This window comes from Vibrio sp. ECSMB14106, assembly GCF_000972265.1.
Lineage (GTDB): Bacteria > Pseudomonadota > Gammaproteobacteria > Enterobacterales > Vibrionaceae > Vibrio > Vibrio kanaloae.
Map to the genome: position 1 here is coordinate 39,740 of NZ_LAUM01000011.1, position 25,961 is coordinate 65,700.

The 25,961-nt window shown below is 45.0% G+C and carries 24 protein-coding genes and 1 other RNA gene; 21 read left to right on the plus strand and 4 right to left on the minus strand.

Features of this window, described 5'->3' with window-relative positions:
• The first annotated feature begins 21 nt into the window (after nucleotides 1-21).
• The 5 genes from petA (at nucleotide 22) to sspB (ending at nucleotide 3,844) form a co-directional block, all read left to right on the plus strand.
• Nucleotides 22-612, plus strand: a complete 591-nt coding sequence (gene petA / locus WR49_RS09790) for a ubiquinol-cytochrome c reductase iron-sulfur subunit (protein WP_017056030.1) — start codon at nucleotides 22-24, stop codon at nucleotides 610-612.
• Nucleotides 612-1,877 (plus strand): cytochrome b, encoded by a 1,266-nt coding sequence (locus tag WR49_RS09795; protein ID WP_017056031.1) that lies wholly within the window; start codon nucleotides 612-614, stop codon nucleotides 1,875-1,877. The genes petA and WR49_RS09795 overlap by 1 nt, the downstream gene beginning before the upstream one ends.
• Nucleotides 1,874-2,611 (plus strand): cytochrome c1, encoded by a 738-nt coding sequence (locus WR49_RS09800; RefSeq protein WP_017056032.1) that lies wholly within the window; start codon nucleotides 1,874-1,876, stop codon nucleotides 2,609-2,611. Before WR49_RS09795 ends, WR49_RS09800 begins: the two co-directional genes overlap by 4 nt.
• 97 nt (nucleotides 2,612-2,708) lie before the next feature.
• Nucleotides 2,709-3,344, plus strand: a complete 636-nt coding sequence (sspA, locus tag WR49_RS09805) for a stringent starvation protein SspA (RefSeq protein WP_017056033.1) — start codon at nucleotides 2,709-2,711, stop codon at nucleotides 3,342-3,344.
• Nucleotides 3,345-3,349: 5 nt separating this feature from the next.
• A complete protein-coding gene (sspB, locus tag WR49_RS09810; RefSeq protein WP_046223874.1) occupies nucleotides 3,350-3,844 on the plus strand; it encodes a ClpXP protease specificity-enhancing factor in 495 nt (164 codons plus the stop codon).
• Between the two features lie 91 nt (nucleotides 3,845-3,935).
• Here the strand turns inward: sspB and WR49_RS09815 are convergent, their stop codons facing one another.
• From WR49_RS09815 to WR49_RS09830, 4 genes are read right to left on the minus strand one after another with little or no spacing between them, the layout of a single operon-like run.
• Complete coding sequence (locus tag WR49_RS09815) at nucleotides 3,936-4,541, minus strand: BON domain-containing protein (RefSeq protein WP_017056035.1); 606 nt, start codon at nucleotides 4,539-4,541, stop codon at nucleotides 3,936-3,938.
• A gap of 16 nt (nucleotides 4,542-4,557) precedes the next feature.
• Entirely contained in the window at nucleotides 4,558-5,148 is a 591-nt protein-coding gene (locus WR49_RS09820) for a phosphoheptose isomerase (RefSeq protein WP_010434705.1), read from the minus strand.
• Between the two features lie 2 nt (nucleotides 5,149-5,150).
• Nucleotides 5,151-5,549 (minus strand): YraN family protein, encoded by a 399-nt coding sequence (locus WR49_RS09825; RefSeq protein WP_017056036.1) that lies wholly within the window; start codon nucleotides 5,547-5,549, stop codon nucleotides 5,151-5,153.
• A complete protein-coding gene (locus WR49_RS09830) occupies nucleotides 5,536-7,353 on the minus strand; it encodes a penicillin-binding protein activator (protein WP_017056037.1) in 1,818 nt (605 codons plus the stop codon). The genes WR49_RS09825 and WR49_RS09830 overlap by 14 nt, the downstream gene beginning before the upstream one ends.
• Before the next feature lie 61 nt (nucleotides 7,354-7,414).
• On the opposite strand from WR49_RS09830, the gene rsmI reads away from it, so the two are divergent.
• The 16 genes from rsmI to lpxC all read left to right on the plus strand — a co-directional run bounded on the left by rsmI (nucleotide 7,415) and on the right by lpxC (nucleotide 25,767).
• Nucleotides 7,415-8,281 carry a 16S rRNA (cytidine(1402)-2'-O)-methyltransferase gene (rsmI, locus tag WR49_RS09835; protein WP_046223875.1) on the plus strand — a complete coding sequence of 289 codons (867 nt, stop codon included), beginning with the start codon at nucleotides 7,415-7,417 and terminating at the stop codon, nucleotides 8,279-8,281.
• A gap of 183 nt (nucleotides 8,282-8,464) precedes the next feature.
• Nucleotides 8,465-8,904, plus strand: an RNA gene (gene rnpB, locus WR49_RS20805) — RNase P RNA component class A.
• Nucleotides 8,905-9,131: 227 nt separating this feature from the next.
• The gene (rsmH, locus tag WR49_RS09840) at nucleotides 9,132-10,082 is read left to right on the plus strand and encodes a 16S rRNA (cytosine(1402)-N(4))-methyltransferase RsmH (protein ID WP_046223876.1); all 951 of its coding nucleotides are present in this window, start codon (nucleotides 9,132-9,134) and stop codon (nucleotides 10,080-10,082) included.
• 3 nt (nucleotides 10,083-10,085) lie between these two features.
• Nucleotides 10,086-10,403, plus strand: coding sequence for a cell division protein FtsL (gene ftsL, locus WR49_RS09845; RefSeq protein WP_017056040.1), 318 nt, complete (start codon nucleotides 10,086-10,088; stop codon nucleotides 10,401-10,403).
• Nucleotides 10,400-12,157, plus strand: a complete 1,758-nt coding sequence (locus WR49_RS09850) for a penicillin-binding transpeptidase domain-containing protein (RefSeq protein WP_046223877.1) — start codon at nucleotides 10,400-10,402, stop codon at nucleotides 12,155-12,157. The genes ftsL and WR49_RS09850 overlap by 4 nt, the downstream gene beginning before the upstream one ends.
• An 18-nt stretch (nucleotides 12,158-12,175) precedes the next feature.
• Nucleotides 12,176-13,660, plus strand: a complete 1,485-nt coding sequence (gene murE / locus WR49_RS09855) for a UDP-N-acetylmuramoyl-L-alanyl-D-glutamate--2,6-diaminopimelate ligase (RefSeq protein WP_046223878.1) — start codon at nucleotides 12,176-12,178, stop codon at nucleotides 13,658-13,660.
• Nucleotides 13,660-15,033 carry a UDP-N-acetylmuramoyl-tripeptide--D-alanyl-D-alanine ligase gene (locus WR49_RS09860; RefSeq protein ID WP_017056043.1) on the plus strand — a complete coding sequence of 458 codons (1,374 nt, stop codon included), beginning with the start codon at nucleotides 13,660-13,662 and terminating at the stop codon, nucleotides 15,031-15,033. Before murE ends, WR49_RS09860 begins: the two co-directional genes overlap by 1 nt.
• A complete protein-coding gene (mraY, locus tag WR49_RS09865; protein WP_017056044.1) occupies nucleotides 15,030-16,112 on the plus strand; it encodes a phospho-N-acetylmuramoyl-pentapeptide-transferase in 1,083 nt (360 codons plus the stop codon). The genes WR49_RS09860 and mraY overlap by 4 nt, the downstream gene beginning before the upstream one ends.
• A 62-nt stretch (nucleotides 16,113-16,174) precedes the next feature.
• Entirely contained in the window at nucleotides 16,175-17,491 is a 1,317-nt protein-coding gene (murD, locus tag WR49_RS09870) for a UDP-N-acetylmuramoyl-L-alanine--D-glutamate ligase (protein ID WP_046223879.1), read from the plus strand.
• A 22-nt stretch (nucleotides 17,492-17,513) separates the two neighbouring features.
• Entirely contained in the window at nucleotides 17,514-18,710 is a 1,197-nt protein-coding gene (ftsW, locus tag WR49_RS09875) for a cell division protein FtsW (RefSeq protein ID WP_046223880.1), read from the plus strand.
• 12 nt (nucleotides 18,711-18,722) lie between these two features.
• Entirely contained in the window at nucleotides 18,723-19,784 is a 1,062-nt protein-coding gene (murG, locus tag WR49_RS09880) for an undecaprenyldiphospho-muramoylpentapeptide beta-N-acetylglucosaminyltransferase (protein WP_046223881.1), read from the plus strand.
• Between the two features lie 13 nt (nucleotides 19,785-19,797).
• Entirely contained in the window at nucleotides 19,798-21,258 is a 1,461-nt protein-coding gene (gene murC, locus WR49_RS09885) for a UDP-N-acetylmuramate--L-alanine ligase (RefSeq protein WP_046223882.1), read from the plus strand.
• Nucleotides 21,259-21,449: 191 nt separating this feature from the next.
• The gene (locus WR49_RS09890) at nucleotides 21,450-22,229 is read left to right on the plus strand and encodes a cell division protein FtsQ/DivIB (protein WP_046223893.1); all 780 of its coding nucleotides are present in this window, start codon (nucleotides 21,450-21,452) and stop codon (nucleotides 22,227-22,229) included.
• Nucleotides 22,222-23,490 (plus strand): cell division protein FtsA, encoded by a 1,269-nt coding sequence (gene ftsA / locus WR49_RS09895; protein WP_017056050.1) that lies wholly within the window; start codon nucleotides 22,222-22,224, stop codon nucleotides 23,488-23,490. Before WR49_RS09890 ends, ftsA begins: the two co-directional genes overlap by 8 nt.
• A 31-nt stretch (nucleotides 23,491-23,521) precedes the next feature.
• Nucleotides 23,522-24,754, plus strand: a complete 1,233-nt coding sequence (ftsZ, locus tag WR49_RS09900) for a cell division protein FtsZ (protein ID WP_046223883.1) — start codon at nucleotides 23,522-23,524, stop codon at nucleotides 24,752-24,754.
• Between the two features lie 95 nt (nucleotides 24,755-24,849).
• Nucleotides 24,850-25,767, plus strand: a complete 918-nt coding sequence (gene lpxC / locus WR49_RS09905; RefSeq protein WP_017056052.1) for a UDP-3-O-acyl-N-acetylglucosamine deacetylase — start codon at nucleotides 24,850-24,852, stop codon at nucleotides 25,765-25,767.
• Nucleotides 25,768-25,961: the final 194 nt, after the last annotated feature.

Sequence of the window (25,961 nt, forward strand, 5' to 3'; positions counted from 1 at the left end):
AGCAAATGGGAGAATGTTTGGATGAGCAACGCGCCTTTAAATAACGGTCGCAGGCGTTTCTTAACCGCAACAACAGCCGTTGTTGGTGGTTTAGGAGCAGCTGCTGTAGCCGTGCCTTTTATAAAATCATGGAACCCGAGTGCCAAGGCGAAAGCTGCAGGTGCACCGGTGGAAGTGGAAGTCAGTAAGTTAGAACCGGGACAAATGGTTCGTGTCGAGTGGCAAGGTAAGCCTGTATGGGTTGTACGCCGAGCTGAATCGGTACTTGAGAACCTAAAGTCGATCGGTGGTCAACTTCGTGATCCTCAATCTGAAACTGAACAACAACCAGAATACGCACAGAACGAGTTCCGTTCGATTAAGCCGGAATTCTTCGTTGCTGTTGGTTTCTGTACACATTTAGGTTGTTCTCCTACTTATTTGCCTGATTCTTTCGCAGAGCAAGTTCAGGGTGTTAAGTCTGGTTTCTTTTGTCCTTGTCATGGTTCAAAGTTTGATATGGCAGGCCGAGTATTCCAAGGTGTACCGGCACCGTTGAACCTTGTGGTGCCAAAGCATATGTATTTGAGTGACACTAAGATCATGATCGGTGTGGACGAGGGAGACGCATAATGCAAGGACTTCTTGATTGGGTAGAGAAACGTCTACCCGCGATGAATGCTTATAAAAAGCACTTATCTGAATACCCAATGCCTAAGAACTTTAACTTTTGGTACCTTTTTGGTTCTTTAGCAATGTTGGTACTGGTTAACCAAATCCTTACCGGTATTTGGCTAACAATGAACTACGTACCATCTGGCGATGGCGCATTTGCATCTGTTGAATACATCATGCGTGATGTGGAATACGGTTGGTTACTGCGTTACATGCACTCGACGGGCGCTTCGGCATTCTTCGTCGTTATCTACCTGCATATGTTCCGTGGTCTAATCTACGGTTCTTATCAAAAACCTCGTGAGTTACTTTGGATCTTCGGTATGTTGATCTTCTTAGTACTTATGGCTGAAGCTTTCATGGGTTACTTACTACCATGGGGTCAAATGTCTTACTGGGGTGCTCAGGTAATCATATCTCTATTTGGTGCAATCCCTGTTATTGGTGATGACCTAACGCTGTGGATCCGTGGTGACTACATCATCTCTGGTGCAACGCTGAACCGTTTCTTCGCACTGCACGTTATCGCTCTACCAATCGTACTATTGCTGCTTATCGTACTTCACGTACTAGCGCTGCACGAAGTTGGTTCGAATAACCCTGACGGTATCGAAACTAAGCTTCCTAAAGGTACAATGGGCGACGACTATAAAACTCAGTTCCCATTCCACAAGGATTACACGAAGAAATACGACATCATCGACTCTATCCCTTTCCACCCATACGGGACTGTGAAAGATATGGTTGGTGTTGCCGGCTTCCTATTCTTGTTCTGTTATGTACTGTTCTTTAACCCAGAGATGGGTGGGTACTTCCTTGAGCCGCCTAACTTTGAAGCTGCAAACCCACTGAAAACACCAGAGCATATTGCTCCAGTTTGGTACTTCACACCGTTCTATGCTGTACTTCGTGCTGTTCCTGATAAGCTGATAGGTGTCTTAGCAATGGGGGCATCTATTGTGGTGCTATTCCTACTGCCATGGTTCGACCGTTGTAAAGTGCGTTCTTACCGTTACCGTAGCAAACTGCATTTAATTAATATCATCCAATTCACAATAAGCTTTATTGCCCTTGGTATACTTGGTGCGCTTCCAGCAACGCCAACGTATACGCTACTGGCTCAAATATTTAGCTTAGGTTACTTCATGTTCTTCGTTCTACTGTGGTTCTACAGTAAAAATGAAGTGACGAAACCATTACCAGAAAGGGTGACATTCAAATGAAAAAGTGGATTGTAATTTTATTTGCTATGTTGCCGTCACTGGCGATGGCAGCGGGTGCAAACGTACCATTAGACAAAGCGAACAATGATTTAACTGACAAAGCTTCATTGCAAAACGGCGCTAAGCTGTTTATGAATTACTGTTTCGCTTGTCACTCAACGCAGTACCAACGCTATGAGCGTGTTGCGAATGATTTAGAGATCCCTGTCGATCTAATGAAGGAAAACCTGATTTTCGATCCGGAAGCGAAAGTCGGTAGCTTAATGATTAACGCTATGCCATCAGAACAAGCGGCAAGTTGGTTTGGTGCTCCGCCACCTGACCTAACCTTGGTGGCTCGTGTGCGTGGTGCTGACTGGCTATACACATACCTTCGTACTTTCTATGAAGATCCGTCTCGTCCATTTGGTGTGAACAACATTGTTTTCCCAAGTGTTGGTATGCCGCATGTTCTTGAAGAGCTGCAAGGTATTCCAACGCCAATCTACGATACTCATATGGTAGATGGCGAAGAGGTAACAGTGGTTGTTGGTACTGAAACTGACGGCTCTGGCGAACTCAGTACTGGTGAATACGACGAAGCAGTTCGTGACCTTGTTAACTTCTTGGTTTACTCAGGTGACCCTGTTCAACTTGAGCGTCACGCTATGGGTTGGTGGGTAATGGCCTTCTTAGTAATCTTCACTATCATCGTGATTTTGCTGAAGAAAGAGTATTGGCGTGATGTGCACTAATTGTGCTATAATGCCTCGCTAATTTCCAAATTATGTTAATGTTCAATGGAGGCTTTAGGCCTCCATTGTTTTTATTTAAAGTGTACTGGAGGGCTCCATGGCTGTAGCTGCCAATAAACGTTCTGTGATGACTCTTTTCTCAAGTGCCTCTGATATGTATAGCCATCAGGTGCGCATTGTTCTTGCTGAAAAAGGCGTAAGTGTTGAAGTTGAGTTGGTTGATGAGAAAAATCTCCCAGCAGAGCTTGTTGAATTGAACCCGTACAAATCAGTACCTACTCTTATTGATCGTGAGCTTGCTCTATATGACTCAAAGATCATTATGGAATATCTTGATGAGCGTTTTCCTCATCCACCATTGATGCCTGTATACCCGGTTGCTCGTGGTAATAGCCGTCTAATGATGTACCGAATTGAGCGTAACTGGTATTCAGTTGCAGAGAAGGTAGTTAAAGGCAATGCTGAAGAATCTGAAGCAGCTCGCGTTAAACTGCGCAACGACCTACTGACTCTTGCTCCTATCTTTGCTGAATATGAGTATTTCATGAGCGAAGAGTTTAGCTTAATTGACTGTTACCTAGCTCCGCTACTATGGCGTTTACCCGAGCTTGGTATCGAACTGATTGGCCCAGGTTCTAAAGAGCTTAAAGTGTACATGAACCGCGTCTTTGAACGTGATTCATTCCTAGCTTCTTTAACTGAAGCTGAGCGTGAGATGCGACTGGTTCGCTAAGCGTTATGGATATTTCAAATATGACACCACGCCGACCATATATGCTTCGTGCATTTTACGACTGGCTGGTTGATAACGAACTGACTCCACACCTTGTTGTTGAAGCAACCTTGCCGGGTGTACGAGTTCCAGAAGAGTTTGTTCAAGATGGTCAGATCATTCTGAACATTGCGCCTCGTGCGGTTGGACAACTCGAACTGGGTAACGAAGCTGTGACATTTAGTGCTCGCTTTAGCGGTCGTCCACACTCTGTGATTGTGCCACTTTACGCAGTACAAGCAATTTATGCTCGTGAGAATGGTGCTGGTACCATGTTTGAACCTGAAGAGGCCTACATGGAAACGTTTGAAGAAGGGATTGAAGAAGCTCCTTTTGAAGATGCAGAAAAAGGACCATCTTTGAGCGTAGCGACGGCAGACGTAGATGCTGAAGAGCCTGACTCAGATTCTGAGCCACCTCGCCCAGCAAAAGGCCGTCCAAGCCTTCGTGTTATCAAATAGCGTTAGTTAAATAGCGACCAAAGAAAAAAGCAGCGACTCGTCGCTGCTTTTTTATTTTCTGCTATATAGCTTTCCATTGACTGGCTTAAGGCTAGTTAACGGCCGTCTCTTCGTCACCATATTCAAAAGCGCGTATTACCTGTTTTACCCCTGAGATATTGCGTGCGACTTCTGTCGCGATATCTGCATGTTCTCGGGAAACCAATCCAAGCAGAAATACTTCTGAATCTTCAGTAATTACCTTCACTTTTATACCGTTTAGCTCTGATTTAGCCAACAATGCTGATTTCACCTTAGTGGTAATCCAGCTGTCGTTACTGATGGCACTGATAGACAATGGCTGCTTAACGCGAACCTGATTATGGATGCTCTCTACACCAGCCACATCTTTAGCTTGGTTTTCAAAAGCACGACGCTCAGCGTCTGTGGTCGCTTGTCCCATCAATACCACTGAACCTCGGTAAGAGCTAGCGGTGATGCGAACATTGCCACGGTAGGGTTGTTTGTTGGTAATAGCTGCTACTTCAAATTCGATATTGTTGTCGTTCCAAATCTCTTTGGTTGTTCGAGTATCAGTGACTAAGTTCGCAGTGGTTGCTGCACCAGCAATGAAAAGGCCAGCACAACCAGATAGGGATAGTGTAAGTAGCGAAACACTAATCAGCTTAAATAGCTTCATAGAGGTTAATGATTTCATTGTGATGCTCCGTATATCACTCTTCGTGGGCTGGGAAGAGTACTTGATCGATTAGGTCACATAGGCAGTGTAGTGTCACCATGTGTACTTCATGAATGCGCGCGGTACGGTGTGAAGGGATACGAATCTCGACATCGTGCTCACCAAGTAGACCAGCCATCTCGCCACCATCTTTACCCGTAAAGGCGATGATTGTCATGTCACGAGTAACCGCCGCTTCCATTGCCTTAATGATGTTCTTGCTGTTACCGCTGGTCGAGATAGCCAGTAAAATATCCCCGGTTTGACCAAACGCTCGTACCTGCTTAGAGAAGATCTCTTCATAGTGGTAGTCGTTGGCCACTGCTGTTAGCGTAGTGTTGTCTGCCATTAGTGCCATAGCTGGAAGGCTAGGGCGCTCGGTTTCAAAGCGATTGAGTAGGCACGATACAAATTGCTGAGCATTCGACGCCGAACCACCATTACCACAACAAAGAATTTTGTTCCCGTTCAGCAAGGTCGCAACCATGGCTTGAGCGGCATGCGTGATTGCGTCCGGCAATGCTTCTGCAGCCGCAATTTGGATTTGAATACTTTCTGTAAAACTTTCTTTAATGCTGTCTAGCATGTTTATCCTTGGGTAATCGCGTTTTGAATCCAGTTGATATTGTCATTCGGCCCTTCAATGGCAACGATATCAAACCTGAAATCTGTAGAGTGCACCGACAGGCCTTGCTTCATCAGCCAGATATTAGCTGTTTTGAGCAGCTTCTGTGACTTTTTGGCTGTCACCATTTCAGCGGCATGTCCGTAGCGGGTCTGCTTGCGGTATTTTACCTCAGCAAACACAACCGTGTTGTTATGGCGCATTATAAGATCAATCTCACCACATTTTGCTATGAAGTTTTCTTGAACTAACGATAAACCGTGGTTTATCAGATAAGATTTTGCCATAGCCTCGTATTTATCACCCACTTGTTTGTGGGTGATTGTTGGTTTAGTTAAACATTTTCGGCTAAAAAGCCCCATGTTCTGCCCAACTGATTTCACGTTGTACAACGCAGTTGTTATCGATGGTCAATACACCTGTTTCACCTGGAATACTGTGCCCCTGAACGGCTTTCATCAATGGCAGTGCACCCATCAGGTAGTAAGCATCCATCCCTAGCGCTTGTAGACGCTTTTGGCCGTTTGAGTTGGCTGGCCATAGGTCATTTAGCTCTTTGTTCAGTTCGTTTTTGTTGTCAACTAACAGAGGAATGTCGCTGTAAAAAACACCTGTTAGATCTTCATACTGCCTATCACCGCTATTACTACGTGAGTTTGAGAACAATGCGGGTTGGTCTGCATCAGGATTAATTGCAACCTCGATGAAAGGTTTGATCAGCGTGAGTTCTGAGTTTTTAGCCACAATGTAGACTGAATCTATATCGCGACGACTGCGAGGCTCGGTTTCTAGGTCTAGGTTCAGTAGTCCATCCATTTGAGCGATACGCTGCTGGCTTTCTTGTAATCCGAATACCTGATTCACATTGCGTTGTAATTGGCGTTTGTCAGAGAAAAAGCTCATGGCGACATCGTTGTTGCTGTATTTTTTCCACTCTTTCTTAAACGCTTGCTCAACTCTGTCACCTAGGCGCCCTTTCGGAGCTAGGATTAGCGGGTACTTATAGCCTTGAGAAAAAAGGTGTTTCGCGGCTTGAGCGACTTCTTGCTCTGGCGACAAGGCGAGATAGCAAATATTGCTATTCGGTTCTAGTTGAGTTGGGATGTTTAGCGCAAGTGCTGGGATAGCCTTTTCATGATCTTGTTGTGCTTCTTGAAGCTTGACTATGTTGTTCTTAATTAGCGGGCCAACAATAAAATCTACGTTGTTTTCTTCCAACGTTGCTTTTATTTCAACGATGCTTTGGATGTTGGTGTCCAACACAGTCAGCGTTGCGTCTTCTTCACGTTCTTTGTCATTCATCATAGCGAAAATGAAGCCATCACGGACGAGTTGTGCTTGCTTACCGTACTTGCCAGTTAATGGTAGTAACAGAGCTGTGCTGGTTGGTTTACTGATCTCTAAAGCGACAATGTCATTGATTGCTTGGGGTGTGTAGGTCGCGGCAGGATGACGCGGGTTCTCTGCCAACCAATCAGACAGTGTTTTCTGTAGTTCAGGAAGGTTAGCATTCAGTGTTTTAGTATAAATAGACAGTTGCAACCAACCTGCAAGAACGTCTTCTGTAGGCGACGTTTTGAGTTCAAGAATCTCGTATTGAGAGTAGCTATTCAGGTTTTGCCAAATACGGTCGGCGGTTTGCTGTTGGCTTTCGTCGTCGCTGTCAGCGTATTCAGAGTAAAGGACTAGCTCACGAGCCGCTTCGAAATATTCGCTTTTCATCTCTAAAAGATCCGCGCGTAGCTCGTGATAATCTTTCCATTGCTCGTTGGGAAGCTTCCACCAAGGCTGAAAGTTCAATTGTTTATAGGCTTGACCTGGTTGCGAGTTATTAACCAACAGCTGCGCTCGAGCTAGCTGCCATTCGGCTTGCTGGATTTCACTCAGCTCTTGTCTCGCTAAGCGTTTGATAAGTAGAGTCGCTTGATCGGTTTTTCCTGCTTGCACAGAAGCTTTAAGCGCCATGATTAACCAGTCGTTTTGTAGACTACCTTTGCTACTATCTGCCTGGATCATGTAACTTTCAGTTGATTGCGCTGGATCGAGTGTGATATCAACACGCGTTGGTGCTTGAGGACCTGAAGAACAAGCCGCCAATGTAATTGCTAATGCAATTGGAGTGAGTAAGCGTGGTACACTGAGTCTCTTATGGTTCATCGTTGCCATGAGTTCTTTAAATTCCGTATAAATTTGTATCTATATTAATCGTTGAAGTGATGGTAAACAAATGACAGATAACAAAACCTTGCTCACAGAGAGCCCAACTCTCTATATTGTGCCAACCCCCATCGGAAATTTGGGAGATATCACTCAAAGAGCAATTGAAATTTTATCAAGTGTCGATGTTATTGCAGCCGAAGATACACGTCACACGGGTAAGCTTCTCGCTCACTTCAATATACCGACCAGAACGTTTGCTCTACATGATCATAATGAACAAACCAAAGCGCAAGTTCTAGTTGAAAAGTTATTAGAAGGTCAGTCTATCGCATTAGTCTCTGATGCGGGAACCCCTTTAATCAGTGACCCAGGTTACCATCTTGTATCGCAATGTCGTCAAGCGGGTGTGAGAGTTGTGCCACTTCCTGGTGCTTGTGCTGTGATTACGGCGCTCAGTGCTTCTGGTTTGCCATCTGATCGTTTCAGCTTTGAAGGCTTCTTACCGCCAAAGAGCAAGGGTCGTAAAGACAAGTTCTTAGAGATTTCAAAGGCAGAGCGCACGTGTATCTTCTATGAATCACCGCATCGTATTTCCGACTCTCTGCAAGACATGCTAGATATTCTAGGGCCCGACCGTGAGGTTGTGTTGGCGCGTGAGTTGACTAAGACCTTTGAAACGATTCAAGGTCTGCCATTAGGTGAGTTGATTGAGTGGATTGAAGAAGATTCGAACCGTAAGCGCGGTGAAATGGTGCTACTGATTCATGGTTACCGTGAAGCAGCAACCACAGAGCTGCCTGATGAAGCGACTCGCACATTGGGCATTCTAACCAAAGAACTGCCCCTTAAAAAAGCAGCGGCGATGACGGCCGAGATCTATAACCTGAAAAAGAACGCTTTATACAAATGGGGCTTAGAGCATCTAGACAACTAGAGTGCGCTTTATATTTTATAGAGTAGCTAACTTGTATTGAAAAGGTTCTAAGGAGTGAAGGTGATACCGTCGCTCCTTTTTTTGTGCCTAAATTGTGTGAAATTTGTGCACTTGCTTAACGGTTTGCAGCATATTTGTGATCTCGCTAGACACTGCACATTAATCTCTATACAATCCGCCCTCGGAGTTGAACGGGTAATCGCTGCTTTATTGATGTCCTTCGGGAGACTGACATTGAGGTCCTTCGGGAAACTGATGTTGAAGTCCTTCGGGAGACTGGTAAAGGGGAGGAACGTCCGGGCTCCATAGAGCAGGGTGCCAGATAACGTCTGGGGGGCGCGAGCCCACGACAAGTGCAGCAGAGAGAAGACCGCCGATGGCCTCATTTCTTCGGAAGAGGCACAGGTAAGGCTGAAAGGGTGCGGTAAGAGCGCACCGTGCGACTGGCAACAGTTCGTAGCAAGGTAAACTCCACCCGGAGCAAGATCAAATAGGCCCTCACATAGCATTGCTCGTGTTTGGGGGCGGGTAGATTGCTTGAGCCTGTGAGCGATTGCAGGCCTAGACGAATGGTTACCACCGCGCAAGCGGAACAGAACCCGGCGTATGTGTCAACTCCACCTATATAAAGAACCCATCATTACTTAACGGTAGTGATGGGTTTTTTGCTTTATATTGACGTAAATGATTTAGATTTCCTTAAAATCTTTCATCCTGATATAAATTTGGGGCAAAAATTCCAAAGCCTGTACACAATATGGTGGAGATACAGTGTGAAATCAGTACACTAAAACGTTAATAGAACCAATTATTGCCGAACTAATGGCTCAATCCACTCACTGAGAAGACTATGACAGAAGCATTCAAACATATTTCAGTATTGCTTAACGAATCTATTGACGGACTTGCGATAAAACCTGACGGTACCTACATTGATGGTACCTTTGGACGTGGTGGTCATAGCCGTACAATCCTGTCTAAACTGGGCGAGTATGGGCGACTCTTTAGTATCGACCGCGATCCACAAGCGATTGCAGAAGCACAAAAGATTGATGACCCTCGTTTTACGATTATTCACGGTCCATTTTCAGGTATTGCTGAATACGCAGAGCGTTATGATTTAGTCGGTCAAGTGGATGGTGTTTTATTGGATTTGGGTGTCTCTTCACCGCAGTTGGATGATGCTGAGCGTGGGTTTAGTTTTATGAAAGACGGCCCATTGGATATGCGTATGGATCCAACTACGGGTAATCCGGTATCTCAATGGTTAATCGAAGCGGATCTTGATGACATCACATGGGTTATCCGTGAATTCGGTGAAGATAAACACGCTCGTCGTATCGCGAAAGGCATCATTGCTTATCAAGAGAACGAAGAGAACGAACCGTTAACGCGTACTGGCCAATTGGCTAAGCTTATCTCTGATGTAGCGCCAAAAAACTTCAAAGAGAAAAAGCACCCAGCCACCCGTGCTTTCCAAGCATTCCGTATCTACATCAACAGTGAGCTTGAAGAAATTGATACGGCACTAAAAGGTGCGGCAAGCATCCTTGCTCCAGAAGGTCGACTGTCGGTGATCAGCTTCCACTCACTTGAAGACCGCATGGTGAAACGCTTTATTCGCAAAGAGAGCCAAGGCCCTCAAGTACCTCATGGCCTGCCACTAACAGAAGAGCAGATCAAAGCGCTAGGTAGTGCTGACCTTAAGCCTGTTGGTAAAGCGATTAAACCATCGAAAGATGAAGTGGATGAGAACACTCGTTCACGTAGTTCAGTACTACGAATTGCAGAAAAACTTTAGTCAATGAAGACCTCTAAGCCTAATTTAGCCAAGATAATATTTTTTGATTTGATCTCTGTGGGCAAGGTCCCATTGGTGCTTCTTATCTGTATCTTCGCGAGTGCGATGGGGGTCGTTCTCACAACACATATGTCACGTCAGGCGATCACGCAAAAAGACACGGCATTGGTAGAGCGAGAGCAACTTGATGATGAGTGGCGTAATTTAATGCTTGAAGAGACAGCACTAGCTGAACATAGTCGTGTTCAAGCATCGGCAAAAAGAGAGCTAGACATGAAACGTCCAGACTCTGACAAAGAAGTTGTGATCACACTAAAATGACCGCTAAAAAGGAAAAAGCACGCACGAGAGCCGTTAATAAATCAACGAAAGAGCGTGTGAAGAGCGAAAAGGATTCTAATTCAACTCTAATTAAATGGCGTTTTAACGTCGTTATTGCTTTCGTGTTCCTTGCCTTTGCGACATTGGTTGCCCGTGTGGCCTATATCCAAATCATTGAACCAGATAACTTGATTCGCCAGGGCGACCTTCGTTCTGTACGTGTGAAGGCAATTCCTTCTGCTCGCGGTATTATCTCAGACCGCAATGGCGAACCGCTTGCGGTTAGTGTTCCGGTTGAAGCGGTATGGGCTGACCCAAAAACTATTTTCGATAAAAATGGCATGGCCCAAATCGATCGTTGGTATGCGTTAGCGGATGTACTTGGTTTAGAACGACAATCGATGATCGATAAAATTTCTAGTAACAAGTCCCGTCGATTTATTTATCTGCAAAGGCAAGTTAGCCCAGCAATGGCTAAGTATATCCGAGATCTAAAGCTGGTCGGCGTTGGCCTTAAAGCTGAATCTCGTCGTTATTACCCTGCGGGGGAGATCAGTGCGCACTTGATTGGTGTGACGGGTATCGATGGTCATGGGCTTGAAGGCGTAGAGCGCAGCTATGATCAATGGCTCACTGGTGAGGCGGGTAAGCGAACAATACGTAAAGACCGTTATGGCCGTGTGGTAGAGAATATTGCATTAGAGGAGCGCGAACAAGGTAAGCAATTAGAGCTCACCATTGATCAGCGTTTACAAGCAATAGCCTATCGAGAAATTAAGCAGGCGGTCGCTGATCATAAAGCGACTTCGGGTTCTGCAATTTTATTGGATGTAAAAACTGGCGCTGTTTTGGCGATGGTTAATGCTCCTTCGTATAACCCGAATAACCGTGCTGACCTGCAAAGTTTTAAGATGCGTAACCGTGTCTTAACCGATGCGATGGAACCGGGTTCGACAGTGAAACCTTTCGTGCTTTTAGCCGCACTAGAAAATGGCACAGCTAACCCTGATACGGTTATCAATACTGGTAATGGCATCATGCGTATTGGTGGTAGCCGTGTTCGTGATACATCGAAAGTTGGCAAAGCTGATTTAGCAACGATTTTAAAGAAGTCGAGTAACATAGGTGTAGCAAAATTAGCGCTTGATATGCCACTAGAAGCCTTGCTTGGGATGTATAGTTCTGTCGGACTGGGTGAAATGTCTGGTCTAAACCTAGTAGGGGAAACCAGTGGTATCTTCCCGAATCGACGCCGTTGGTCTAAGTTTGAAATTGCCACCTTATCATTTGGTTACGGCCTATCTGTGACGCCGCTCCAGCTAGCGCATGCTTATGCGACACTGGCGAATAAAGGCATGTATGAGCCGATTCATATTATTAAGAGTAACGATCGAAGTTTCTCTAAGCAGATCATCAAGCGCGAAAATGCTGAACTGGTCCTGCAAATGCTAGAAGGGGTAACCCAAAAAGGCGGTACGGCAACAAGAGCCGCAGTGCCTGGTTACCGAGTGGCAGCCAAGACGGGTACATCTCGTAAAGCCGAAGCTGGTGGTTATAGTGATGAGTATATCGCTGTTACATCAGGTTTTGCCCCGGTTAGCGACCCAAGAGTTGCACTGGTTGTGGTGGTCAATGAGCCTCAAGGCGATCTTTACTACGGTGGTTCGGTAGCCGCTCCCGTTTTTTCTGAAATCATGAAGGGTGCACTGCAAATACTGAATGTCCCTGCTGATGAAAACAAATTTCAAGAATAGAGCCAATCAGGATTCAATATGAGTAATAGCCTCACGCTGTCATCTTTACTTTCTCCTTGGGGGGATTTTAGTTCATCTGAACTGGATGCGATTACGGTTGAGCAGTTGGAGTTGGATAGCCGTGTAATCAAAGACGGTGATATTTTTGTTGCCATCGTTGGACATGCCGTTGATGGTCGTCGCTTTATTGACAAAGCCGTCGCGCAAGGTGCGAAAGCCGTCATTGCACAGGCTGGTGATGGCAAAGCTCATGGCTTGATTGAGTGGTTAAATGCAGTTCCTGTTGTTTATGTAGCAGAGCTAAATTCAATTCTCTCTGAACTGGCTGGCCGAGTTTATTCTTCTCAAGCGACTAAGCTGATTGGCGTTACAGGTACTAATGGTAAAACCACCATCACTCAATTACTTGCTCAGTGGCTTGATCTTGTTGGTCAACGTTCTGCGGTAATGGGTACCACAGGTAATGGCTTTTTAGACAATCTAAAAATCGCGGCGAATACCACCGGCAGTGCTATTGAAATACAACGCACACTGAGTGAGTTAGCGGAAGAAAACGCAGCTTACACAGCAATGGAAATATCTTCTCATGGTTTGGTGCAAAGTCGCGTTAAAGCCTTGGACTTCGAAGTTGGTGTATTCACTAATTTGAGTCGTGATCATCTTGATTATCACGGCACGATGGAAGAGTACGCATTGGCTAAGAAGAGCCTGTTTACTCGCCACAAATGTAAGCACGCAGTCATTAATGTGGATGACGACGTGGGTAAAGCTTGGGTGTCAGATTTATCTAATGCCATAGCCGTTTCATTGTCACCGCTAACGGGCTATCAACAATCGGTATGGGCATCTGATGTCGCTTATGCAGAAACCGGTATTCAACTGTCTTTCGATGGTAGTTGGGGACAAGGGAAGCTTTCTGTTCCACTGATTGGTCAGTTCAACGCATCAAATGTACTGGTTGCTTTTGCGACTTTGCTTTCGTTAGGTATCGACAAGCGAACCTTGGTCGACACTGCGCCTCAGCTTCAACCTGTCATTGGCCGTATGGAGCTTTTCCAAACTCCGAATAAGGCAAAAGTGGTTGTCGATTACGCTCATACACCAGATGCACTAGAAAAAGCGTTGGCGGCACTGCGCGTGCATTGCTCTGGGCAACTGTGGGCAGTCTTCGGTTGTGGTGGTGATCGCGACACCGGTAAGCGTCCAATGATGGCGGTAACGGCAGAGCAGTTCGCCGACAAAATTATTATTTCAGACGACAACCCTCGCAGCGAAGATCCAGCCCTTATTGTCAAAGACATGCTTGCTGGTTTAAATGAACCAGAATCGGCGTTCGTCGAGCATGATCGCTATCAAGCGGTTAAGTTTGCTTTAGAGCAAGCGTGTAGCAATGACATTATTCTTTTGGCTGGCAAAGGCCATGAGGATTACCAAGTATTGAAAGACGAAACGATCCATTACTCAGACAGAGAGTCTGCGCTTCAACTTTTAGGTATTTCATAATGATTGATGTATCACTCGAGCAGATTTGTTCTGCTGTCTGCGGTGAGCTAATTGAGGCTGGTAAGTCAAACAATAGCGTAATTAATGCCGTTTCTACTGATACTCGCACCGTCGAAGAAGGCGCACTGTTTGTCGCTATCGTTGGTGAACGTTTTGATGCGCATGATTTTTGCCATCAAGCGGTGGAGGCAAATGCGAGCGCGTTGTTAGTCGAACGAAAACTTGACCTAAATATTACTCAAGTTGTTGTTGAAGACACTAAACTTGCTTTAGGTCAGCTAAGTGCTTGGATTCACGAGCAATGTAACGTCCCAACCATGGCGATTACAGGCAGCTGCGGTAAGACGACCGTTAAAGAGATGGTCGCAAGTATTCTACAACAACGTGGCAAGGTGCTATTTACGGCGGGTAACTTCAATAATGATATTGGAGTCCCACTAACCTTGCTGCGCAGTGAACCAAATGATGACTATGCTGTGATAGAGCTGGGCGCGAACCACATTGGTGAAATCGCCTATACTACGCAGCTTGTGAAACCACAGGTGGCGTTGGTTAATAACGTTGCTGCCGCGCACCTAGAAGGCTTTGGTTCAATTAATGGTGTTAAACAAGCGAAAGGTGAAATCTTTCAGGGGCTTGCTACCGGTGATACTGCTATTGTTAATTTAGAGAGTAACGGTGGCGACTTTTGGAGTGAAGTACTTGCAGATAAAATGGTACTGACATTTTCAGAAAACGACAACACGGCGGATTACTTTGCTAAGAATATTCGCATTAATGATCTGGGCGAAGCTTGCTTTGAGATGCAAACACCGCAAGGCGCTATGCCGATTGAGCTTGGCATTATTGGTCAGCATAACGTAGCGAATGCGTTAGCTGCTTCAGCGTTGAGTATTCAATTTGGTGCCACGCTGGATGAAGTGAAAAATGGTTTAGCGAATCTTATCTCGGTTAAAGGACGAGTTGAGGTTCAACAATTAAGTCAGAATATCAAGCTAATAGATGACAGTTATAACGCCAGCGTGCCAGCAATGAAGGCGGCAGCTAAATTGCTGTCAAGCTTCAAAGGTCAACGTTGGCTAATTTTAGGCAATATGGCTGAATTAGGTGATGAAAGCCTTGCACTTCACCGTCAAGTCGGTGAATATGCTGCCCCATTCGCTTTTGAGCATGTACTCACTTACGGTAATGATACCAAAGTGATTAGTGAGATCTGTCATGGTACTCACTTTGACACGCATCAAGCGATGATCGCGCACATAGAGCAGCACTTATGCTTGCCAGAAAACGCGTCACATACCTTGTTGGTAAAAGGCGCAAATAGTGCAGGAATGAGTAAAATAGCCGCTGCTTTAAAGGAGAACTTTTCATGATAATTTGGCTTGCAGAACTACTACAGCCACACTTTTCTTTTTTCCGTTTGTTCGAATACTTATCGTTTCGTGCAATCGCGAGTATTTTGACTGCTTTGTGTCTGTCGTTGTGGATGGGACCTCGTTTAATTGAGCGTCTGCAAATGCTACAAATTGGTCAAGTTGTTCGTAATGATGGACCTGAATCCCACTTTAGCAAACGTGGTACACCGACCATGGGTGGTGTGATGATCTTAGCTGCGATCATTATTACGGTATTGATGTGGACTGATCTTTCAAACCCTTACGTTTGGGCGGTATTAGTTGTACTTGGTGGTTACGGTGCGGTCGGTTTTGTTGATGACTATCGTAAGGTTGTTCGCAAGAATACCGATGGCCTGATTGCTCGTTGGAAGTATTTTTGGCAGTCGGCTATTGCATTGGTTGTGGCGTTTGCTCTGTATGCTCACGGGCAAGATACCGCGGCAACACAACTGGTTGTTCCTTTCTTCAAAGAAGTGATGCCACAGTTAGGCTTGTTATACATAGTACTGACGTACTTTGTTATTGTTGGTACCAGTAATGCGGTAAACCTAACAGACGGTCTAGATGGCTTAGCTATTATGCCAACGGTTATGGTTGCGGCTGGTTTTGCTGTGATTGCTTGGGCTACGGGTAACGTTAACTTCGCGGCATACCTACACATTCCATACATCCCATACACATCTGAACTGGTTGTGGTTTGTACGGCAATTGTGGGTGCTGGGCTTGGTTTCTTATGGTTCAACACATACCCTGCTCAAGTATTTATGGGCGATGTTGGCTCTCTAGCGCTGGGTGGTGCATTGGGTGTCATTGCTGTGTTAGTCCGCCAAGAGTTGGTACTGGTTATTATGGGTGGTGTTTTTGTTATGGAAACCTTGTCCGTTATTCTGCAAGTGGGTTCTTACAAACTGCGTGGTCAGCGTATTTTCCGAATGGCACCGATTCACCACCATTATGAACTTAAAGGTTGGCCGGAGCCGCGCGTAATCGTACGTTTTTGGATCATCTCAATGGTATTAGTACTGATTGGTCTAGCGACATTGAAAGTCCGTTAACCCTAAGCGAGCCTCTCAACTCGTAGAGGCTCTTTCAAACTATTAAGAGCGTCTTGTTTAAAATGGAACGTTGGCAGAATATTCAAAATGTAGTGGTTGTAGGGCTCGGTATTACCGGGCTCTCTGTCGTTAAACATCTCGTAAAATATCAGTCTCATACTCATGTTAAGGTGATTGATACTCGTGAGCTACCACCGGGCAGAGAATCATTACCTGAATCGGTGAAACTGCATTCTGGAAGTTGGAACAGCCAATGGTTAGCGGAAGCTGACTTGGTAGTTGCTAACCCAGGTATCGCCTTAGCGACGCCAGAAATACAAGATGTTATTCAAGCGGGCACGCCTGTTGTTGGTGACATCGAGTTGTTTGGCTGGGCGGTGAATAAACCTGTTGTGGCAATTACAGGTTCAAATGGCAAGAGTACGGTGACCGATCTAACAGGTGTGCTTGCTAAAGCCGCTGGTCTTAACGTTGGTGTCGGTGGCAACATTGGCATCCCAGCTTTAGACCTTCTTGAGCTCGATGCCGATTTGTATGTCCTTGAGCTATCAAGCTTTCAATTAGAGACAACATCGAATCTAAAGCTAGTGGCGGCAGCGTTTTTGAACCTGTCAGAAGATCATATGGATCGCTATCAAGGTATGGACGATTATCGTGATGCCAAGTTAAGAATTTTTAATCATGCTCAGTGTGCGATTGTAAACCGCGAAGACAAAGAGACTTATCCAGAGCATACGATGCCGTTGGTGACATTTGGTCTCGATGACCAAGAGTTTGGTGTTGCAACGAGTAGTGGCATCGAATGGCTAGTGGATAACAATGAACTGATAATTCCTACCCAAGATTTAACATTGGTTGGACGTCATAATGTGGCGAATGCGTTAGTCTCTTTAGCACTATTGAAGCAAGTTGGTATTGATTACAGAAAGAGCCTTGAAGCTCTGAAAGTCTACAATGGTCTAACTCATCGTTGCCAAGTGGTGGCTGATAAACGCGCGATCAAGTGGGTCAATGATTCAAAAGCGACCAATGTGGCCAGCACATTAGCGGCTCTTACTGGTTTAGAGTGTCAAGGTACTTTGTATCTCTTGGTAGGCGGCGTAGGGAAAGGAGCCGATTTTAGTGAGCTTAAACCTGTGTTATCAGAACTAGAGCGTGTTCAGCTATGTTGCTTCGGTGAAGATGCGATGCAGTTTATGCCTCTGCATCCATCGGCTAAGACGTTTGAAACTATGCACGATATTATTGAGAGTATTTCTAAACAGCTCGCTCCGGGGGATATGGTGATGCTGTCTCCTGCTTGTGCAAGCTTCGATCAGTTTAATAATTTCATGGCGAGAGGTGATGCGTTCACTGAACTTGCTCATGAGTATGCTTAACGTGTTGAAGGACTAACATTTAGTGCTAAGAGTGAAAGAGATTAACCAATTCATTTGGCAGTGGCTGAACCGCGCCACACGAGAGGCACTTTACGATCGTCAATTGGTATGGATTGCTCTTGGGTTAATGTTAACGGGGTTGGTGATGGTAACGTCGGCTTCGTTTCCTATCAGCGCTCGCTTAACCGATCAGCCATTTCATTTTATGTTTCGCCACGCCATCTTCCTTGTTTTGGCGTTAGGCGTATCCAGCGTGATCCTACAGATACCGATGAAGCGCTGGTTTCAATACAGCACGTATCTACTGGGTTTATCATTCTTTCTACTGATCGTGGTATTGGCCGTAGGTAAATCGGTTAACGGTGCATCGCGTTGGATTCCACTTGGGCTGTTTAACTTACAACCTGCCGAAGTCGCTAAACTATCGCTGTTTATCTTTATGGCTGGCTACTTGGTTCGAAAACAAGATGAGGTGAGAAAAACCTTCTTTGGTGGCTTTGCTAAGCCCATCATGGTGTTCGGTGCCTTTGCAGTGTTGCTACTGGGTCAACCTGATTTGGGAACGGTCGTCGTAATGTTGGTGACCTTGTTTGGTATGTTATTCATAGCGGGGGCTAAGCTCTCACAGTTTATCGCACTGATGGTTGCTGGTATTGCAGCTGTGGTAGGTTTGATTGTGGTTGAACCTTACCGTGTTCGACGTGTGACCTCTTTTTGGGAACCTTGGAATGACCCGTTTGGCAGTGGTTACCAGTTAACTCAATCACTCATGGCGTTTGGCCGTGGTGACTGGATGGGGCAAGGTCTCGGCAACTCAGTTCAAAAGTTAGAGTATCTTCCAGAAGCACATACCGATTTTGTATTTGCTGTATTGGCTGAAGAGTTGGGTTTTGTTGGTGTTACTTTAGTGCTAATTCTTATTTTTAGTTTGGTATTTAAAGCGATCCTAATTGGGAAAAAAGCCTTCGAAAGCGACCAATTGTTCAACGGCTATCTTGCCTTTGGCATTGGTATTTGGTTTGCCTTTCAGACACTTGTTAACGTCGGCGCTGCTTCAGGTATCGTTCCAACGAAAGGTCTAACATTACCGTTGATCAGTTATGGTGGTTCAAGTCTCATTGTGATGTCAGTTGCTGTTTCCATGTTGTTACGTATCGATCACGAATGTCGATGGGAAGAAAAAGAACAAACAGATAATCAAAACGAATCAATAGAGTAAGAATCTAACGTGATGAAACAAAATAAAAAACTCTTAGTGATGGCTGGTGGTACTGGCGGTCACGTTTTCCCAGGGTTAGCCGTAGCTAAAAAGCTTCAGCAACAAGGCTGGGAAATTCGCTGGTTAGGTACGGCGGACAGAATGGAGGCTGATTTAGTGCCAAAGCATGGTATTGAGATCGACTTCATCAAAGTTAAAGGCCTTCGAGGTCAAGGCATTAGCAAATTAATTAAAGCACCATTTCAGATTATTAATGCCATACTTCAAGCAAGACAGCACATTAAAGCGTGGCAGCCAGATGTGGTGCTTGGCATGGGCGGGTACGTCAGTGGGCCTGGCGGTATTGCAGCTTGGTTGTCTGGTATTCCAGTGGTTTTGCATGAACAAAATGCGGTAGCAGGTTTAACCAACCAATGGCTTTCTAACATCGCGAAAAAAGTCTTTCAAGCTTTCCCTGGCGCTTTCCCTACAGCAGAAGTAGTGGGTAACCCAGTACGTGAAGATGTTGTGAGTCTTCCTGATCCAGAGCAACGCATGGCAGATCGTGATGGCGATATTCGCATCCTCGTGATGGGCGGTAGCCAAGGGGCTAAAATACTTAACGATACTCTGCCAATGACCTTGGCTCAGTTGGGTTCTGGTTTTACTGTGATGCACCAAGCCGGAAAAAATAATCAACAGCAAGTTATTGAGCAATACAAATCACATTCTGTTGATAATGTTCAAGTGACTGAATTTATTGATGATGTGGCGCAAGCTTATGAGTGGGCAGATCTATTAGTGTGTCGCTCAGGTGCATTAACCGTATCAGAAGTGTCTGCGGCAGGTGTCGGATCTATCTTCGTTCCGTTTATGCACAAAGACAGACAACAAGCGTTGAATGCCGACCATTTAGTTGAATGTGGCGCCGCGTTAATGATTGAACAGCCTCAACTAACGGCTGATAAGCTAGCGAACACTATCGCGCAGCTTGATAGAAATGAATTAAAAATGATGGCAACAAAAGCTCGTCAAGCCGCCAAGCTTGATGCTGATGTGACCGTCGCTGAAGCGATTAAAGCTTTAGCAAAATAATGAGATTGAATTGATGACGATTGAACATACCCAAGACTTAGCGCAAATCCGTGCAATGGTGCCAGAGATGCGCCGTGTTAAATCTATCCACTTCATTGGTATTGGTGGTGCCGGAATGAGCGGGATTGCTGAAGTCTTGCTCAATGAAGGTTACCAAATTACCGGGTCTGATATTGCTCAAAATCTAGTGACTGAGCGTTTGATTAGCAAGGGCGCGACCATTTATATCGGTCACCAAGCAAGCAATGTTGCTGATGCAAGTGTGGTGGTGGTTTCAACCGCTATTAACGAAGAGAACCCAGAAATTATTGCCGCTCGTGAAGCGCGTACACCGATCGTTCGTCGAGCAGAAATGCTGGCTGAGCTGATGCGTTTTCGTCATGGTATTGCTGTGGCAGGTACGCACGGTAAAACAACGACTACAGCGCTAGTGACACAGATTTACTCGGAAGCGGGTTTAGATCCAACCTTCGTAAACGGTGGTTTGGTGAAAAGTGCGGGTACTAATGCTCGCCTAGGTTCAAGCCGTATACTTATCGCTGAAGCTGATGAAAGTGATGCGTCATTCTTACATCTGCAACCAATGGTCAGTATCGTAACGAATATTGAAGCTGATCACATGGACACCTACGGCGGCGATTTTGAAACGCTAAAGCAGACGTTTATTGATTTCTTACACAACCTACCATTCTACGGTCAGGCTGTGATGTGTGTTGATGATCCAGTAGTGCGTGAGCTTATTCCTCAGGTAAGTCGCCAGGTGATTACTTACGGTTTCTCAGAAGATGCGGATATTCGTATTGAGAACTACGTACAAGAAGGTCAACAAGGTAAGTTCACGGTAGTACGCGAAGGTAAAGCTAACCTTGATATCACGTTAAACATTCCGGGTCGTCACAATGCACTGAATGCATCAGCGGCGATTGCTGTAGCAACAGAAGATGACATCAGCGATGAAGCGATTCTCAAAGCGATGGCGGGAACGGAAGGTACTGGCCGTCGTTTTGATCACCTTGGTGAATACGAAACAGGGAACGGCGTGGCAATGTTGGTCGATGATTATGGCCATCACCCGACTGAAGTGAATGTAACCATTCAAGCGGCTCGCAGTGGCTGGACTGATAAACGTCTTGTGATGATTTTTCAACCTCATCGCTACAGCCGAACGCGAGATCTGTACGATGACTTTGCAAACGTTCTTGATCAAGTTGATGTATTAATCTTATTAGATGTTTATTCAGCAGGTGAGAAACCTATTGCTGGTGCTGACGGGCGTTCATTGAGCCGAACTATTCGCGGGCGTGGTAAGATAGACCCAATTTTCGTGGCTGATATCAATACTCTGCCATCGGTTTTAGCAAACATAATTCAAGGTGGAGACCTTGTTTTGACGCAGGGTGCAGGTGATGTTGGTCGTGTAGCCAAGCAGCTTGAATCGTTACAATTAGATATAAATAAGATGTTGAACGCGTAACAAAATACTGTTTACAGACTGTGGTTGATCGCTCACTTCTTGCGATTGACCTAAAATTGACCAAAAATCTTCTTATCAACGTTTGATAGTTTGATTTTGCTCAGTATAATTCATAGGTTAAAGTAAGTACTTTTACCTCTATTATGAAGATAGGGAATAGAATTGCGAACCAACTACAGGGAATGCGGGCTTTGGTAGAAAGTACTTTTAGCGAAAACCGCCACCTATTCAGTTTACCATCGCTCAAGAAACATGCCCTAGAAGGGTCTTTTTTTGTAATGGTATTGCTACTCATTGGGTTTCTTTTCTATACCACACTGACTTGGATGTGGGACGATCAACGATTGCCGCTCTCCAAAATAGTACTTCAAGGCGACTTAACTTACGTAACCGCTGGTGATGTTCAACATGCATTTAGCGAGATTGAGCATATCGGTACATTCATGTCACAAGATATCGGTGTATTGCAAGAAAGTTTGGAAGCGTTGCCTTGGGTATCAGTTGTCTCTATTCGCAAACAGTGGCCAGACACAATAAAAGTATTTTTGACGGAATATCAAGCTGCAGCAATCTGGAATGGCAACATGCTGCTGAATGAAAATGGTCAGGTATTTAATGGTGATATCGGCCTTTTGAAGGGCGATAGAGTTAAGCTTTATGGCCCTGACGGCACCAGCCAAGTAGTAATAGAAAAATGGCGACAGATAACCCCTTTGATTAATAGTTTAGGGTTGACGGTTACCTCGCTCGTTCTCAATGAGCGTCGTGCTTGGCAAATAATCCTAGATAACGGTATCCGTTTAGAGCTAGGTAAAGATTCTTTAGATGAGCGTGTTGAACGCTTCATTTCGCTTTATAACGAATTAGGAAGTAAAGCGAATCAAGTGAGCTACATTGACCTCAGGTATGATACGGGAGCCGCTGTAGGCTGGTTTCCAGAGCAAGGGTTAGAAGAGAGCACAGATGACTAAGACCGCAGATGACAACATAATCGTTGGTCTTGATATAGGCACTGCGACCATATCAGCTCTGGTTGGTGAAATACTGCCTGATGGTCAAATCAATATCATTGGTTCAGGGCAAAGCCCATCCAGAGGTATGGATAAAGGTGGTGTAAACGACCTAGAGTCGGTAGTGAAGTCGGTTCAGCGAGCTATTGATCAAGCAGAGTTGATGGCTGAATGCCAAATCAGCAATGTATTTATCTCGCTATCGGGCAAGCATATCGCAAGCCGAATTGAAAAAGGCATGGGCACTATCTCTGATGAAGAGGTGTCTCAAGACGATATGGATCGAGCGATCCATACCGCGAAATCAATTAAAATAGGTGATGAGCAGAGAATTCTGCACGTAATTCCACAAGAATTTACCATTGATTATCAAGAAGGAATTAAGAACCCTCTTGGTTTATCTGGTGTTCGAATGGAAGTCAGTGTTCACCTAATTTCTTGTCATAGCGATATGGCAAGAAATATTATTAAAGCTGTCGAACGATGTGGTCTCACTGTAGAGCACATCGTGTTTTCAGGACTTGCCTCAAGTAATGCGGTAATTACTGAAGACGAGAGAGAGCTTGGAGTGTGTGTGGTTGATATCGGTGCTGGTACGATGGATATTTCCATTTGGACTGGCGGCGCACTGCGACACACAGAAGTATTTTCCTACGCAGGAAATGCAGTAACCAGTGATATTGCCTTCGCCTTCGGCACACCAGTAAGTGATGCTGAAGAGATAAAAGTGAATCATGGTTGCGCTCTAAGTGAACTTGTAAGCAAGGATGACTCTGTTAACGTCCCAAGTGTTGGTGGTCGTCCATCGAGAAGTTTGCAACGACAAACTTTGTCGGAAGTGATTGAACCACGTTACACTGAACTTATGGGGCTTGTTAACCAAACTATTGATACGGTTCAATTGCAGCTACGAGATGAAGGTATTAAACACCACCTTGCAGCTGGCGTCGTTCTCACTGGTGGAGCAGCACAAATTGACGGGTTGGTAGAGTGTGCGGAACGTGTTTTCCGCAATCAAGTTCGAGTTGGTAAGCCATTAGAAGTTAGTGGCTTAACTGACTATGTTAAAGAGCCGTATCATTCTACGGCGGTTGGTTTACTTCATTACGCAAGAGATTGTCAGATCAGTGATGAAGGTGATTACAGCGAACCTAAGCGTTCTGCACCTTCAATGTCTGGTCTATTTGGCAAATTGCGTAATTGGATACAAAAAGAGTTTTAACCTGAGTTGCAGGAAAAAACGGAGATAACACATGTTTGAACCGATGATGGAAATGTCTGACGATGCAGTAATTAAAGTCGTTGGAGTTGGTGGCGGTGGCGGTAACGCTGTTGAGCACATGGTACGTGAATCAATCGAAGGCGTAGAATTCATCAGTGTTAACACTGATGCACAAGCACTTCGTAAAACAAGCGTGAGCAGCGTGATCCAAATTGGTGGTGATATCACTAAAGGTTTGGGCGCTGGTGCAAACCCACAAGTAGGCCGTGATGCAGCTCTCGAAGATAGAGAAAGAATTAAAGAAGTTCTAACTGGCGCCGATATGGTATTTATCGCAGCTGGTATGGGCGGTGGTACAGGTACAGGTGCTGCTCCAGTGATTGCTGAAGTTGCGAAAGAGCTTGGTGTACTAACGGTTGCTGTTGTAACTAAACCGTTTAGCTTTGAAGGCAAAAAGCGTTTAGCGTTTGCTGAGCAAGGTATCGAAGAGCTTTCTAAACATGTGGATTCTTTAATTACGATTCCAAATGAAAAGCTACTTAAAGTACTTGGCCGCGGCGTAACACTGCTAGAAGCTTTCGCAAGTGCAAATGATGTACTTAAAAACGCTGTACAAGGTATTGCTGAGCTAATTACTCGCCCTGGTATGATTAACGTCGATTTCGCGGATGTTCGCACCGTAATGTCGGAAATGGGTCATGCAATGATGGGTAGCGGTATCGCTAAAGGTGATGACCGTGCTGAAGAGGCCGCTGAAACGGCAATTTCTAGCCCATTACTAGAAGATATCGATCTAGCTGGTGCGCGTGGCGTTCTTGTGAACATCACAGCAGGCCTAGATATGCGTCTAGATGAGTTCGAAACTGTGGGTAATACAGTTAAGGCATTCGCATCTGATAATGCAACAGTAGTGATAGGTACTTCTCTAGACCCTGATATGACGGATGAAATCCGTGTAACTGTTGTAGCAACAGGTATCGGCACTGAGAGAAAACCAGACATTACTTTGGTTGCTGGCGGTAATACTAAAGTTGCGTCAACCCCTCAACCACAGGTAGCTGCTCAAACAGCAGCAAAAGTGGAAGAGAAAGTGGCACAGCCATTGCAGGAAAAAACTGAGGTAAAATCTCAAGTTAAGCAACAGCCAACAACGTCGTCACCGGCTTCTTCAGGTTCAGGCGCTAGCCAAAATGCAGCACCTAAAGCTGAGAAAGAAAGTGGGTATTTAGATATACCAGCATTTTTACGACGTCAGGCTGACTAGCAAACACCCAAAATTTGACTATAGTCGAATTAATGGTAAAATCCGCGGTCGGTAAATACTGGCCGTGATTTGTAGCACTGATAAGAGGCAAGCAGATGATCAGACAACGTACTCTGAAAGAAATTGTGAAAACAACTGGTGTGGGTCTCCACTCTGGTCGTAAAGTCACACTTACTCTTCGCCCGGCAGCTGCAAATACAGGCATTGTTTACCGTCGTACTGATGTAAATCCACCTGTAGATTTCCCAGCTGATCCAGCATCAGTTCGTGACACTATGTTATGTACTGCTCTTGTTAATGATGAAGGTGTACGTATTTCTACAGTGGAACACCTTAACGCCGCTCTAGCGGGGATGGGCATCGACAACATTATTGTTGAAGTGGATGCACCAGAGATTCCAATTATGGATGGTAGCGCAAGCCCATTCGTATACTTGCTACAGCAAGCGGGTGTAGAAACACTGAATACAGCGAAGCGTTTTATTCGAATCAAAAAGCCTGTTCGTTTTGAAGATGGCGATAAGTGGGCAGAATTTGTTCCATTTAACGGCTTCCGTATGGACTTTGAGATCGACTTTAACCATCCTGCCATTGAGTCTGACGAGCAACGTTTATTATTTGATTTCTCTTCACAAGGTTTTGTGAAAGAAATTTCTCGTGCTCGTACGTTCGGCTTTATGCGTGATATTGAATATCTACAATCTCAAAACCTAGTACTTGGCGGTAGCTTCGATAATGCTATCGTACTGGACGAATACCGAATTCTTAATGAAGAAGGCCTTCGTTTTGAGAATGAGTTTGTAACACATAAAGTGTTGGATGCGATTGGTGACCTTTACATGTGTGGACATGCTATTATTGGTGAGTTCCGAGCATACAAATCAGGTCATGGCCTAAACAACCAACTATTACGTGCAGTACTTGCTGACGCAGAAGCTTGGGAGTGGGCAACATTTGAAGAAGAAGCTGGCTCTCCTGTTGCATTTGCTGAACCAGGAATGGTTCTAGCGTAATTATTGTTTACAATAATATAAGATTTCGAAAACCAGGTCATTGACCTGGTTTTTTTGTATCTAGAAAATAGATACAGTGTCGTTAACCTACGGAAATTGCTGGACAATGGGTCGTAGTTTGCTTAATCCATCAGCAATTAGAAAGAAAAGTTCCAAGCACATCAAACAAATGGTGTTCTAAATGGTCGTTAGTG